At 65.2% G+C, this 14,127-nt stretch carries 10 protein-coding genes; 5 read left to right on the forward strand and 5 right to left on the reverse strand.

Features of this window, described 5'->3' with window-relative positions; genetic code table 11:
- The first annotated feature begins 32 nt into the window (after positions 1 to 32).
- Both ACFZAI_RS12380 and ACFZAI_RS12385 read left to right on the forward strand, forming a co-directional pair.
- Positions 33 to 266 (forward strand): DUF3820 family protein, encoded by a 234-nt coding sequence (locus ACFZAI_RS12380; RefSeq protein WP_054424837.1) that lies wholly within the window; start codon positions 33 to 35, stop codon positions 264 to 266.
- Positions 267 to 608: 342 nt separating this feature from the next.
- Positions 609 to 950, forward strand: coding sequence for a hypothetical protein (locus tag ACFZAI_RS12385; protein ID WP_391567147.1), 342 nt, complete (start codon positions 609 to 611; stop codon positions 948 to 950).
- 62 nt (positions 951 to 1,012) lie between these two features.
- Here ACFZAI_RS12385 and tssM read toward each other — a convergent pair whose 3' ends face one another.
- From tssM to tssH, 5 genes are read right to left on the reverse strand one after another with little or no spacing between them, the layout of a single operon-like run.
- Entirely contained in the window at positions 1,013 to 4,975 is a 3,963-nt protein-coding gene (tssM, locus tag ACFZAI_RS12390; protein ID WP_391567148.1) for a type VI secretion system membrane subunit TssM, read from the reverse strand.
- Positions 4,976 to 4,990: 15 nt separating this feature from the next.
- Positions 4,991 to 6,448 (reverse strand): type VI secretion system protein TssA, encoded by a 1,458-nt coding sequence (gene tssA / locus ACFZAI_RS12395; RefSeq protein WP_391567149.1) that lies wholly within the window; start codon positions 6,446 to 6,448, stop codon positions 4,991 to 4,993.
- Positions 6,436 to 7,239 (reverse strand): type VI secretion system-associated protein TagO, encoded by an 804-nt coding sequence (locus ACFZAI_RS12400; protein ID WP_391567150.1) that lies wholly within the window; start codon positions 7,237 to 7,239, stop codon positions 6,436 to 6,438. Before ACFZAI_RS12400 ends, tssA begins: the two co-directional genes overlap by 13 nt.
- The gene (locus ACFZAI_RS12405; RefSeq protein WP_391567151.1) at positions 7,236 to 8,789 is read right to left on the reverse strand and encodes a sigma 54-interacting transcriptional regulator; all 1,554 of its coding nucleotides are present in this window, start codon (positions 8,787 to 8,789) and stop codon (positions 7,236 to 7,238) included. Before ACFZAI_RS12405 ends, ACFZAI_RS12400 begins: the two co-directional genes overlap by 4 nt.
- A 9-nt stretch (positions 8,790 to 8,798) precedes the next feature.
- Entirely contained in the window at positions 8,799 to 11,396 is a 2,598-nt protein-coding gene (gene tssH / locus ACFZAI_RS12410; RefSeq protein WP_391567152.1) for a type VI secretion system ATPase TssH, read from the reverse strand.
- Between the two features lie 241 nt (positions 11,397 to 11,637).
- On the opposite strand from tssH, the gene tssB reads away from it, so the two are divergent.
- From tssB to tssE, 3 genes are read left to right on the forward strand one after another with little or no spacing between them, the layout of a single operon-like run.
- Positions 11,638 to 12,147, forward strand: a complete 510-nt coding sequence (gene tssB, locus ACFZAI_RS12415) for a type VI secretion system contractile sheath small subunit (RefSeq protein ID WP_391567153.1) — start codon at positions 11,638 to 11,640, stop codon at positions 12,145 to 12,147.
- Positions 12,148 to 12,194: 47 nt separating this feature from the next.
- Positions 12,195 to 13,667, forward strand: coding sequence for a type VI secretion system contractile sheath large subunit (tssC, locus tag ACFZAI_RS12420; RefSeq protein WP_391567154.1), 1,473 nt, complete (start codon positions 12,195 to 12,197; stop codon positions 13,665 to 13,667).
- 13 nt (positions 13,668 to 13,680) lie between these two features.
- A complete protein-coding gene (tssE, locus tag ACFZAI_RS12425) occupies positions 13,681 to 14,109 on the forward strand; it encodes a type VI secretion system baseplate subunit TssE (RefSeq protein WP_391567155.1) in 429 nt (142 codons plus the stop codon).
- Positions 14,110 to 14,127 lie beyond the last annotated feature (18 nt).

Genomic DNA, 14,127 nt, shown 5'->3' on the forward strand with positions numbered 1-14,127 from the left:
CGACCGACCGCCCGCCTGCCATTGCCGACCCTATGGACCCTGAACTGTTGAATTTGCTGGTGACCCGCGACATGCCTTTCGGCAAGTACAAGGGGCGCCTGATCGCCGATCTGCCGGGTCCGTATCTGGCGTGGTTTGCTCGCAAGGGGTTTCCGCCCGGGGAACTGGGCCGCTTGCTGGCCTTGATGCATGAACTGGACCACAACGGCTTGTCGTCGCTGCTGGCGCCGCTGCGCAAATCCCGGCCCGCTTCGCCGCGCGGGTAAGCCGGCTTGGGCATTGCCGGCGATGCATGTCCGGCGGCGTTTTGCATGCGATGGATGGACGGCGGCGTCTGGCCATTGCAGCCCGCTTCGAAACCTAGGGAAACAACTCTGGAAGGTGCTGCCGCATTTTGACCAGTGCCCGGCGCTACGATAGGCCGGCGCGCCAGGGTGGACCCCAGGCCAGGGCGGACCCAACGCCAGGGCGGACCCCGCGCAAGGGCTGACCCCCGCGAAAGGGCGGACCCCGCGCAAGGGCTGACCCCCGCGAAAGGGCGGACCCCGCAAAAGGGCGGACCCCCGCATCCCCGGCTCCGCGCGCTTGTTCATCGAAGAGAGGTTGCCATGAAGAAACACCCCATCACCGCCTTCCTGCTTGCCGCCGTGTGCACCGCTGGCGTCGCTGGCGCCGCGCAAGCCCAGTACGCTCCGGCCGCCCCAGCGTCACAGGAAATGCAGTTTCCCAGTATGCCGTCCAAGGACGGCAGCCAATCGCCGCCGTCGACTTTGCGCATGACCGTCACGCCGGAACAGGCCCCGCCTGCGGTGATCCGGGACTCGGCGGAAAGCCAGGCGCAGTATGTGCGCTGCCGCGAGGTGTCTGACCGCGCGGCCGTGTCGAATGCGCAGATGCAGGCGGGCGTGGCGCAATGCCTGAAAGAACTGGAGCAGCGCCGCCAGCAATAAGCGGCCGCGCTGTTGGCAGTCTCCCGCGGCGCGGCGCGCATTCAACGGCCACCCGAAAGCACTTATCGCGCCGCCATTTCGATACCCCTTCGGGCTGGCCCGGCATCGGCCTTCGGGGGCGATTTCATCGGCCCCTTGGGCGGCGCCGCGCGCGGGCCTGAGCGGGTGCCGGTGATGGGAGTTGGCTTCGGAGCGCCGCGCGGCGCGGCCTTTGGCAGGCCGGGCTCAAGCGGCGGCGAAGCCGGCGCGGCCACGGAAGCCTCGGCCAGTAACGTGCGTGGCAACGCGAAGCCGTCGAAGCTGGCCTGCGTGAACGGGTTGTTGGATTTTTCGGCGGTGATCCGGTAGCGCATCGCGCCGTCATTGGCCGAAAAACTCAAATCAACGCTGTTGGCCGTCGCGCTTTCCAGCCGCGCCTGACTCAACAGGCGAAACATCGACCACGACCCCCGGTACGCCAGACCGCTGCTGGTGCCGGTTGCACCTACCAGCGTGATTCGGCTTTCGGTGGAGTCGCCCAGGTTGTTGGGCCAGATCAGGCCGACGCTGTTGCTGGCGCCGTGGCGATAGGCAATCAGCTGGCCTTCGACGCTTAGCACGCTGCTGCGCCGGCTAGAGGTTAGCCCCAGCGGCGTGATGCTGAACTGCACGCCCAGCGCGCCGCGGCTGTTGAAGAAGGCGTCTCGGATGCGGTCGGCGGCTTCCAGCTGCGTCAGCACATCCATACGCACCAGGTAGCCACCGCGCCGCTCCGAATACAGCGCTTCAAGGTTCTCGTCAAAGAACCGCTTCAGATATTGCTCGTGGAACTGCGCCAGCCGGCCCTGCGGTCCGAAGAGTGCAGTGAAATCTTCCAATGACGCATCGACGCGGCTGGCCGGGTTGAACGGATAGCGGCTGGCCAGGCGCTCGTGGTAGTAGCGGTACACGTCGGTTTCCCAGCGCCGCTCAAGCTCTTTCAACGCTTCGATCAACAGCACTTGCGACGACTCGTCGGCCAGCTTCTTGACCTGCCGGTTCAACGGTTCCGGCAGCCCTGCCGCCACGCGTTGCAGGTTGGCGATGGGGTCGTCGCCCTTCAGCGCGAAGCGATCCAGCACCACCGCCAGCGCCGCCTTGCCCGGTTCGGGGCTGTCGTGCACACGCTTCATGGTTTCGTGCACGCGCGCCACGGCGGCCATGCTTTCGTCCAGATAGGAAGGCTTGTCGCCCTTGGCCACCAATAGTTCAGACAGCGGCGCAAACGGGCGCGCAATGGCGGCCACCTGCGGCACGTTGGCGCCTGTTGCCGCTGCCGTCGCCGATCCCGCTGCCGTGGATGTCGACCCGGCGGCGGACATCGACGCCGCCGCGCCGGCAGCCACGCCCCGATCGGCAGGTTCGCCCGCCGTGGCGACCGCAGGCAGTGGCGGATTCAGCACGGTGTTGTCGCGCACGGTTTCCACCAGCCGGCGCAACGGCGCCGCGGGGCTCGTCACGCTGCCCAGCACATCCACCGCCTGGCCCAGATCGTCAAAGTCCACCACTTCCAGATGGTTCAAGCTGCGCTGCCACGAGTTGATGTAATCGCTGCTGTAAAGCGCGCGCACGCGTTCGGCCAGCACCTGTTTGTCGGCTTCTGAATAATCAATGCGTTGGCGTTCGCCCAGCGTCCAGCGGTCGATCAGGGCAAGGTCGGTGAAGTCTTTGCCGTGCGCCGCGAAGTAGTTGTGATAGCCCGTGGCCGTCAGCAGCGGGTCGATGCGTGTGGCGGGATCGGTCTGGGCGGGCTGGGGCGCGGCCGCCTTGTAGACGATGTCGAAGGCGGGGCCGACTTCATTGCGCAAGTCCAGCGGCGTGTGCAGCATTTTCCCGGCTTGTTCGCGCATGGTCATGTAGACACGCTGCGGCATGGGGATTTGACGCAGGCGCTGCTGCACTTCCTCGACGCGTGCGCGATGCTGCGGCAAGACCGCATCCGCGTACGCCAAGGCGTAGTCCAGATGGCGGCGCAAGCCGTTTTGCACGGCGCCTTCACCGGGAAACGCGGCTTGCCATTGCTGCGTCATCCAGTCTTCCACGATGGGCGAACGGCGGTTGTGGCGATCTTCGATCATGCGGTAGACGCGCAGCGCCGCCAACTGCTGATTACTGCCCGAGGGCGCACTGTTGATGGCGTTCATGACACCGCTGGCCAGTTCGGGCAGAAAGCGCTTGGACAGCAGCTGCAGATAGGCCTCGTCAACCTTGGGGCCGATCTTGCGGCCTTGGTACAGGCCCAGCTCGGATACCAGCGGCCACGCCTGACGGTAGTCTCCCACCACGGCGACCGCGCTGCGTATCTGATCCAGCGGCTCGAGCAGGTTGCGCCCCGTCGGGTCGCTGCCGCTGTCGATTTTGTGCGTGCTGAATTCGCGGCTCTTGTCCAGCACCGCCATCGCCATTTGCCGGTTCACGCCGTGGTAGTGATACCAGCCGCCTGCCAGCAACAGGCTGCCCAAGGCCGCGACGCCAAAGCCCACCACCAGCGTGCGGCGTTTGTCGGCCATGACCTTCAGGTTGTCGCCGGCCAAGCCGGCCTCGGGGTAGATGACGCGCTGGAACACCTGCTGCGCGAAGTACACGACCGAGCGGCCACTGGGCTTTACGTTGGTGGCGGGCGGGGTCAGGCTGTAGGAAGCCGACGCCGCGCTGATGAAGGCGTCGCACAACAAGCCCTGCTGATACACGGACGAAAAATACACGCCGCGCGGCAAGGCGGGCGTGATGTAGCGGTCGCTGCCCAGCACGTCTTCCAGAAACCCCAACAGCACCGGCCGCATGCCCGCCAGCTGCCGCACCAAAGAGAACAGGGCTTCGCGGGCTTGCATGTTGGCCGCCTCCGGCATGGCGTCGAAGATCTGTTCATTCAGATGCTGGATGAAGCCGTCATAGCGTCCGGCCAGCTCATCAAGCCAGGCATCGTAGTCATGGACGGAATCCAACGTAAAGGTAAAGCCGAAAATATCTTCGCGCACGGCGCGCGGCAGCCGCGCGAAGAAAGGCTCGAAGCCATTGAGCAGATCGAATTTGCTCAGCACCACGTACAGCGGCGGGCGCGTCCCCAGATGGCGGCTGAGCTCGGACAAGCGCGTGCGCAGCAGAATCGCCAACGCCTTGCGGTCGCTGGCCTTCTGGTTCAGCAGCGTCACCAGATCCACCATCAACACCACGCCATTGAGCGGGCGGCGGCTACGGTTGCGGCCCAGCCAATCGACCAGACCGAGCCACAGGCGCGCGTGCGCGCCGATGGGCAGCGCCACCCGCGAGGCGGGGCGGGCGGGGCCGGCGGCGTCAGCGGTGGAATCTGGCGGCGCACCGCGAACCGGATCGGCCGCGGCGTTCGAGCCTGGGCCGGACTCAGGCCCGGCTGCGGTTTGGGCCTGCGGCTCAGGTGCAGACGCGGTTTCGATCTGGCTGATCAATTCGCCTGGCGGATCGATCAGCACGGCCTCGTCGCCCATCCACCAGTCGATGTCGTAAGCCAAGTCCGGGTCGGTAAACGCGCGCCTGGCCCCAGCCTTAACCTCGTTGCTGAGCGAGAAGCTTTGGCTGGAGCGGTTGATGAAACTCGTCTTGCCGATATTTTCCTGGCCCAGCACCAAATACCACGGCAGTTGGTACAAGGCGTTGCGGCCCTTCAAGTGACTGCGCAACACATGCAGGCTCTGATCCAGCGCGCGGTCCTGCGCCTGCACAAAGCGCAGCACCGGATCTTCTTCGCGCTGCTCGGCCGCGCCGCGTTCGGCTTCCAGGCGGTGGTTGCGGCGGCGTAGCGTCCAGACCCAGGCCAGCACCGGCAGCATCAGAACGACGAGCGTGCACAGCACGCGCATGGACAGATCCGCCAAGGGCTGGTGGTTGCGCCACGTCCAGTGCGGGCCTAGCCACCAGATGCCGACCAGTACGAAAAGGATCGCCAACGCGGCCAGCGCGGGCATCGCGCTCTTGAAATGGCTGGCTACCGGCAGACCGTAGCGCTTGAGATACGACCACACATTCTTCATCGGGAGACTCCTTCCTTAGCTCTTGCGGTCCGCCTGGGCGGCCGGGCGCGCGGGCAGGTATTTGTTCAACTGTTCGGACAACTCGGGCTCCCATTCGTGGGCGGGCAGCGTGTGCAGGGTGGTGCCGACGTTTGCGTAGAGCGTGTCCGCCAGCCAGGACAGGCCGCGCGCGGCCAGCAGATCAGCCGCGATGACGGCGGCGTATGAGCGCTGGCGCGGCGATTCGGAATGGCCCTGCATGTCCTGCAAGCGGCGCAGCACGGTTTCCACGCCTTCGGTGTCCAGCTGCGCGACCAGCTCTTCGCGCAACGCGCCGAATTCCTGCAAGGGGCCGCTGGCCGCGCCGTCGGCGTCAGCACCGCTTAGCCAGGCCAGCGTCTCGCTGTCCACAAAGGGGCGGCCGTCGTTAAAGCTCAGATCGACCAGCGAAGGGATGCGGCGCACGAAGCGTTCCGTGGCCAGCCGGATCGCCGTCGCCACATCTTTCATTTCCAGCCGCGCCGCCATGCCTGCCGCCAGAAAGCTGCCGCGTATCCAATAAGGCGAGGCGACAACGCTTTTCTCCACGCGCTGCAACAACGCCGGATTGACGGCATTGCCGGCCAATGCCTCGCTGTAGCCGTCCGCGATGTCGGCAGGCACCGCCATGAGTTCCGTGCGCATGCCATGCCGCGTGGGCGGCGCGGCATGCAGATGCGCCCACAGCGCGAAGCGGCGCAACTGGTAGCCGGTGGGGTCGTACGCATCCTGCTGGTTGACGAAGTCGGCCACCCCCAGCAGCGACCGCCGGTTCTCGCGTTCGTCACCCGGCTTCAAGCGGGTGTTGTCCGTGTTGAAGAACGCTTCGGTGATGGCCTGCCCGCCTTGTTGGCCAGCGCTTCGGGCGGGCGGCGGGCTTTCCGGAAACCGGGTTTGTTCAACGCGGCGCGAGAAGTGCGCTTCCAGCCCGGTCAGTTGCGCTTGATCCAGTTGGGCGGCAACGGCGCAGGCTTGCAGGCGGTCCAGCGCTTGCTGCGCGCGGGCATGATCCGCCTTGCTGAAACCGGCGGCGGGCAAGGCGTCCAACGCGCTGCGCAGACGCTCCGCCTGCACGGCGACCAGCCGGCGCTTGCCCAGGTAGCCGGTGGGGCCGGGCTTGGGGTGCCCGGTCTCCCAGAAGTGTTCGACCATGCCCGCCAATACCTCCGCGGCCTCGGCCCAGCGTGGCCAGGAGGGGGCTTTCAGCCGCGCGGATATCAAATGGCCGGCGATGCGGAAATGCTTGCATTGCGTGCTCAGGTATTGGCGCGACGCTTCATCGACGTACAGCCAGTCCAGCCGGGCTTCCTGCAAGCCGCCCAGCTTGATCATTTCGTGGTCGATCGCCTGAAAAGTTTCATCTTCGGGATCAAAGTGGCCCGCCGGATGGCGCGCGTCCAACGGGGCCAGCAACGCGTCGATTGCTAGAGGGGCGTAGTCCGTCACCAGTGACATGCCTCGCGCTGGCGGGCCAGCAGGGCCTGCAAACCGGTGGCGTTGAACGTCAGGCCGTTCAAGGGGGCGTAGTCGCTTTCCACCCGCAACTGCGCGCCGGCCACAAAGGGGCGCAACTGTTCAATGGCCACCAGGCCGCGGCCGGCATCCACGACGTTGCCTTCATCCAGCACGCGCCATCGCCGGGCGGCGGACAGCGGGCGTTCATCGATGTGAAGACGGATGCTGATTTGATCGCGTTCGATCGGCTGCTCGGCCACCAGTTGCAGGCGCGAGATATTGGACAGGCAACTGATCGCCAGATACGTGGGCGGGCCGGCGGCTTGCGCGGGTGCGGAGATCATGACCCGGTGTTGCCCCGCCTGCTGGTCCAGCGTGTGAGACAGCAGAAATTCGGTGTCGCCGGCCTGGCGCGAGGCTTCGTTCATGCGGACAAGATCGGACGCCAGCGTGGTCCCCGGGGTGGTCCCCAGGTTGGGAGCGGGCAAATTGGGCGGTGGCTGGTCGGCGGTGACGGGCGGTGCGATGTCGAGGGCCAGCGCCGGCTCATCGGGCAATAGGCCCGGCAGGCCCATCGGCGCGGGGTCGATTGACCCCGTGCGTTCCGTGCGCTCAACCGGACGGGGTGGGGTGCCCGCCTGCGCGTCAAAGCAGGCCAGTCTTTCAATGGCCGAGATGATTTGCGTGCAGGCGGCGGCGTCGGGGCCGGACACGGACACCGCGTGGCTGGCCGACGGCGCCAGCAACAACGGCGTCAGCAACAACAGCGGCAAAAGGGTGAAACGCTTCATAAGGGGTGGTCCTCCCGGTCCAGATTCCAGGCTTGGCAGCGGCGTGCCAACGTACGTTTGGGGATACCCAGGCTCTGCGCGGCGCGGCTGCGAGATCCATTGACTTGGCGCAGCCGGGTTTTGATTACCAGGCTTTGAAAGGTGTCCAGCGCCTGGGGCAGGTTGTCGGTATGCAGCAGCCCGTGCAGCATGGCGCTGCCCGCGTCGGCAAGAGGCGGGGCGTCCAGGTCCGGCTGCGACAAGTCCAGGATGCCGGCGCTGATCGCTTGCCCGGGCGGGGTGCGTTCAGCCGCCACAAGCACCATGCTGCGCAACTGCCGGACATTGCCGGGCAAGGCCTGCGTCGCCAACATCGCCAGCGCTTCTGGCGTGATGCCGGCGACGCGGGTCTGGCGTTCACGGTTGTGCTGCAACACCGTATGAAAGGCCAGCGCGGGAATGTCCTCGGGGCGGTCGCGCAGTGCGGGCAGCGCCAGCGTCAGTTGCCGGATGCGGAAGTACAGGTCTTCGCGAAAAAGCCCATCGCGCACGCGTTGGGGTAGCGGCTGATGGGTGGCGCAGATCAGGCGAAAGTCGGAACTCAGAAGCGGCCGATATTTCTTTTCGTTCAACAGGCGCAGCAGCGTGCCTTGCAGCGCCAAGGGCATGTCGCCGATTTCGTCCAGGAACAGCGTGCCGCCATCGGCTTCGGCAACCAGTCCGGACCTGGCCTGCATGGCGCCCGTAAACGCGCCGCGGACGTTGCCGAACAGCTCCGCTTCAATCAGTTCTTTCGGGATGGCGGCGCAATTGACCGGCACGAACTTGCCTCGGCGCGGCGAGGCTTGATGAATCAGCCACGCGGCATGGTCTTTGCCCGTGCCGGTTTCGCCGGTCAGCAAGACGGCCAACGCGGAATCCGCAAAGCGCAGCATGTCTTCGCGCATGCGCCGGGCCGCAGGGCTTACGCCGATGAACTCGGCCGCCAGCAGGCGCGCCGCGCGCATCCGGCCTTGTTCGACGGCAGGCTCCACGTGCTGGCTGCGTTGGTAGCGCGCGTCATCGGCCGCATTCACCTGCCGATGCAGACGCGCGTAAAGGGATTCGTGGGCCGCAAGCAGGGCGCGCCAGAGCGGGTCATCGCGCCACGCCGACAGCACCGCGGGTGGCCCGGCCAGCGCAAGCACGGTCAAGGGCTGGCGGCGCTCGTCGCGCTGCGGTATGGCCAACAACCCAAGTTGCGCACCCAGTTCGTCGCGCAGCCGTTCAAAGCCTGCGCCCACATCCACCAGTGCGGACATCTGATCGATCAGACAAGGCTTGGCGCTGGTCAAGGCGTAGACCAGGGGGTCGTCAAGAGCATCCATGCTGATGTCGGGAAGGGGATTGGCCGCCGACCCCGCCTGCGCAAGCGGAAACAGCCGGTCTCCTGTGGCGTCACGGGCATACAGGCATGCGCCGGCCATGCCCGCCACGTTCAGGCACGCGTCGAGGAATACGCGCGACAGCGCGTCCACACGCGTCGCCATGGCCATGTCCCGGGCGAAATCCGCCACGCGTTGCGCATCCATGGCGGCCCTTCAATCCAGCGTGGCGGCGAAACCGCCTCGCGACCATTCCAGCCGGGCGCTGTCAAAAGAGCGCCCGGCGGCCATCCGTTGCAGCACCGCCAGAGAAAGCGGCGGCAAGAGTTCGCCGTCGAGGGTGGCGTCCAGCAGACGCGCGCCGTTCTCGTGGCGCGCGCAGCGGCTGCGCAGCTCATCGCGCGCGCTGGCGCTCAGATGCAGCGCGGCGTTGTAGCGCGTGGAGAACTGAGCGCGCAAACGTTCCAGCCGGCTTTGGATGATTTGATCCAGCACACTTTCGTCCAGATAGCGGTAAGGCACCACCTGCATGCGCGCAAGCAATGCCGGCTTGAAGAAGGCGGCCAGCCGCGCGCGCAGCGCGTCTTCGGACAAGTCGGCCAGATCGCCGTCTTGTTGGTCGAACCCGAGGTTGGAGGTCAGGAAGAACAGCACATTCTTGCAATCAATCTGACGCCCTTCGCCGTCAGCCAGTTCGCCCTTGTCGAATGCCTGGTAGAACAGGCTCATGACTTCGGGGTGCGCCTTCTCGACTTCGTCCAGCAACACCACCGAATAGGGCTGCCGGCGAATCGCCTCGGTGAGTACGCCGCCTTCGCCATATCCGACATAGCCGGGCGGCGCGCCCAGCAGGCGCGACACCGTATGCCGCTCCTGGAATTCGGACATGTTGATCGTGGTCAGGAACTGCCTGCCGCCGAATAGTTCGTCGGCCACCGCCAACGCGGTTTCGGTCTTGCCAACCCCGCTAGGCCCCACGAGCAGAAATGCGCCCAGCGGCGTGCCGGGTCGGCGCAAGTCGGCCATGGCCGTCAGCAGATGCTTGTGCACGCGATCGATGGCGCCGTCCTGCCCCTTGATGCGTTCACCCAGGACGGCAGGCAAGCGGGCCAGACGCTCCATCTGGCCACGATTGAGCGTGGTGGCGGGAATGCCGGTCCAGTCGGAGATGACCTGGGCGATCTGCGCGTGGCCGACATCAGCATGCAATAACGCGCCGTCGCGTTGAACCGCCTTCAGCGCCGCCACCTGTAGACGCAATTCACCGGAGGCAGGGTGGGCCGGCGAATCCGGGTCATCGTCATCCAGCGCGCCGCGCAAGCGCAAGATGTCATCGACCAGCGCCTTCTGCTGTTCCCATGCCTGTTGCAGCTGCGTGATGCGGCCCGCAAGCGCGGCGGCGTCGGCCTCGAGTTCGGCCAGACGGCGTGGCGCGGCGTCGCGGCCGGCGCGAGCATCGCGATGCAACTGCTGGAGTTCGGCCGCGATTTGCAATTGTTCGTGCTCCATCGCCGTGAGCCGGCGCGGAGGCTCCGCCAGCGCCGTCGCCACGCGGGCGCTGGCGGTGTCCAGCACATCAATGGCCTTGTCGGGCAATTGCCGCCCCGACAGGTAGCGCGCCGACAACGCCACGGCCGCCTGCAAGGCGTCGTCGCCGATGTAGACACGATGGGCCTGTTCGTAAAGGCGGCGCAAGCCACGCAAGATGTGAACCGCCTGTTCCTGGCTGGGCTCGTCCAGCTTCACCAGCTGGAATCGTCGCGTCAGCGCCGGGTCTTTCTCGACGTATTTTTTGTATTCGGTCCAGGTGGTGGCGGCGATGGTGCGCAATTCGCCGCGCGCAAGCGCCGGCTTTAGCAGGTTGGCGGCGTCGCTGCCGCCGGCGGCGTTGCCCGCGCCGATCAGCGTATGCACTTCGTCGATGAACAGGATGATGCGCTGGGCCGATGCCTTGACCTCGTCAAGCACGGCCTTCAAGCGCTTTTCGAATTCGCCCTTGACCGACGCGCCCGCCTGCAACGCGCCCAGGTCCAGCCCCCACAGCGACACGTGACGCAAAGGCGCCGGCACACGTTCTTGCACGACGCGCAACGCCAGGCCCTCGACCAAGGCGCTCTTGCCCACGCCCGCGTCGCCCACCACGATGGGGTTGTTTTTGCGGCGGCGTGACAGGATGTCGATCATCTGGTCGATCTCGGCGTCGCGGCACAGCACGGGATCGATCTTGCCCGCACGCGCCTGGGCGGTGAAGTCGTGGCCAAACTTCGCCAGCGCGCCGTCCGATGACACCGAAGCCGAATTGACCGCGCCGGCGCCTGCCGCGGCGTCGCCCGAGGGGGCTTCGCAGGAGTGTTCAAACAGGCTGGTGAACTGTTTGCGCAAGGTCTCGCGGTTGACGTGCTCGAACAGCGTAATCGCAGATAGGGGCAGATAGCGCCCCGGATTGAGCAGCGCGGCCAGCATCAGGCTGCCGCCGCGCAACTGTGTGTGGCCAAGTTCCAGTGACGCCAGCAGCCAGGCTTCTTGCAGCCATTCGATCAGCAGCGGCGAGAACGTCGGGTATTGGCCCGGCGTGTCACTGCGATAAGGGCTGTCATTGGCCAGCGCCTGCCGAACTGAATCGGGGTCAAGGTCAGCGTGCTTGATCAGCACGCGCATATCCGACAAGGGCTGGCCGATCAGTTTGAACAGCACGTGCGCCACGGTGATCTCGGCGCAATGCTGGCTGATGCACAGGCTGGCGGCTTCTTCCAGGGCCTGGCGGCTGATCGGGTTCAAGCGCTGGATCAGGGCGGAGAGGTCAATTCTGATCATTGGGTCGCACGCGTTCGCTGAATCCACAACGAGACCACGCCACTCGAATTAATTCCATAGGAGGACTATGAAACCGCGCCCGAAACGCGTGCACCGTGTCAAAGACGTCTCACTTGGCGCAGGGGCTTACGCACATTTAGTAGTCGTCCTATTGCGACTCAACCTTCGGCCCTCTTAGCATCAGTCCACGGGTTCGAGGCCGCCCCAAAACGGCTTCGCAAACTCTCCACAGGAGCTTTTCATGGCGAAGAAAATGGTGTCCGTCGCCCCGCCGGAACGGATCAACATCAAGTACGTGCCCGCCACGGGCGACCAGCAGGCCGAGATCGAGCTTCCCCTGAAATTGCTGATCACGGGCGACTTCAAAGGGCATGGCGAAGAAACGCCGCTTGAAGAGCGCCCGGCCGTACGCATCGATAAAGACAACTTCGACGATGTCATCGCCGAAGCTGGCATCGCCTTGACGATGCAGGTGCCGTCGCGGCTAGGAGAAGCCGGCCAGGAAGACGACACCTTGAACGTGTCGCTGGACTTCAAACGCATGCGTGACTTTTCGCCCGACGCCATTGCGCGGCAGGTGCCGGAGTTGAACAAGCTGCTGGAATTGCGTGAAGCGCTGGTGGCGCTGAAAGGCCCGCTGGGCAACGTGCCGGCGTTTCGCAAGCAGCTTCAGACCTTGCTGGCCGATGACAAGGCGCGCACCGCGCTGGCCAAGGAGCTGAATCTGGTCCTGGAAAGGCCGGCCGCCTGAGCCCGCCGTTTCGCTGCAATGCCAACCCGCAAAACAAGGATATGAGCATGAAGGCTCAAGCTGCCGCCAAGCTAGATGAAAGCCAGACGATCGGCCTGTTGGACCAGATCATGGCCCAAACGCGCATCGAACCCAGCCACGAAGGCTATGCCGTTGCCGAACGCGGCGTCGCGGCGTTCATTTCAGAAATACTGAAAACGCAGGAACGCGAGCAGCCCGTCAACAAGCAGCTGGTGGACCAGATGATCGCGCAGATCGACCGCAAGCTTGGCTTGCAGATGGACGCCATCTTGCACCAGCCGCCGTTGCAAGCGCTGGAATCAGCATGGCGCGGGCTGAAGCTGCTGGTTGACCGCACCGACTTCCGCGAAAACATCAAGATCGAAATCCTTCACGTCACGAAAGAAGAGATGCTGGAAGACTTCGAAAGCGCGGGCGACATCACGCGCAGCGGTCTGTACAAGCACGTCTACACGGCGGGGTATGGCCAATTCGGCGGCGAGCCGGTGGCCAGCATCGTCAGCAACTACACGTTCGGCCCGTCGTCGCCCGACATCAAGCTGCTGAGCTATGTGGCGTCCGTGGGCGCCATGTCGCATGCGCCGTTCCTGGGCGCGGCGGGCGCAGAGTTCCTGAACATCGATGGCTTTCAGGAACTGCCCAACCTGAAGGAAGTGCGCGACATCTTCGAAGGCCCGCGCTTTACGAAATGGCGCGGCTTGCGCGAGTCCGAAGACGCGCGCTATCTGGGCCTGACGATGCCGCGCTTCCTGCTGCGGCAACCCTACGATCCGCTGGAAAATCCCACCAGCAGTTTCGTCTACCGCGAAACCATCGACGGTGAGCACGACAACTACCTGTGGGGCAATACGTCGTACCTGCTCGCCAGCCGCATCACCGACAGCTTCGCCAAGTACCGCTGGTGCCCCAACATCATCGGCCCGCTGTCTGGCGGCGCGGTGGACGATCTGCCGGTTCACCTGTACGAGTCGCTGGGTCAGCTGCAAGCGAAGATTCCCACTGAAGTGCTGGTGTCCGACCGCAAGGAATTCGAGCTGGCCGAAGAAGGGTTCATTGCGCTGACGATGCGCAAAGACAGCGACAACGCTGCATTCTTCTCGGCGAACTCGGTGCAAAAGCCCAAGCTGTTCCAGAAGACGCCGGAAGGTCAGGCCGCGCAAACGAACTTCAAGCTGGGTACGCAGTTGCCCTACATGTTCATCGTCAACCGTCTGGCGCACTACATCAAGGTGCTGCAGCGCGAGCAAATTGGCAGCTGGAAGGAACGCCAGGATCTCGAACGCGAATTGAACACGTGGCTCAAGCAGTACATCGCGGATCAGGAAAGCCCGTCGGCGGATGTGCGCAGCCGCCGCCCGTTGCGCGCCGCGAAGGTGCAGGTGCAGGACGTCAGCGGTAACCCCGGCTGGTATCAGGTGTCGCTCGCCGTGCGTCCGCACTTCAAGTACATGGGCGCCAACTTCGAACTGTCGCTGGTCGGCCGTTTGGACAAGGAATAAGGAGGCGCCCGGCATGCCGAGGTCGCGGGGGCAGGGCAGTTTGTTTGAACGGCTGGCGCCCGACGCCCCGCCTCGGCGCAGCCGCTCCCGGCAAGAGCTGGCCGCCGAGCGCGTCCTTGCCATCAAGCGGCATCTGGAACGCATCCTCAATAGCCGCCGGGGCTGCTCAATGAGCAGCCCCGGGCTGGGCTTGCAGGACTTCAACGACGCGTCGATGGGCAGCGCCGACTTGCTGTTGCAGGTCAGCCAGGACATCCGGGCCTCGGTCGCGGCTTACGAACCCCGGGTCCGGGTGTTGAGCGTGCGGTCGCGGCCCGATCCTGCCCAGCCGCTCAGCCTGAATTTCAGGCTGGATTGTCTGGTGCCTATCTTCAATAAAGAAGAGCAGGTGGAGATCGATCTGGTGATTCACCATCAGGACGGCTACACGCGGATCGTTTGATCCCCGGGGTGCCACGGA

The sequence above is a fragment of the Achromobacter sp. NPDC008082 genome (assembly GCF_042957345.1).
Classification (GTDB): domain Bacteria; phylum Pseudomonadota; class Gammaproteobacteria; order Burkholderiales; family Burkholderiaceae_B; genus Achromobacter; species Achromobacter kerstersii_A.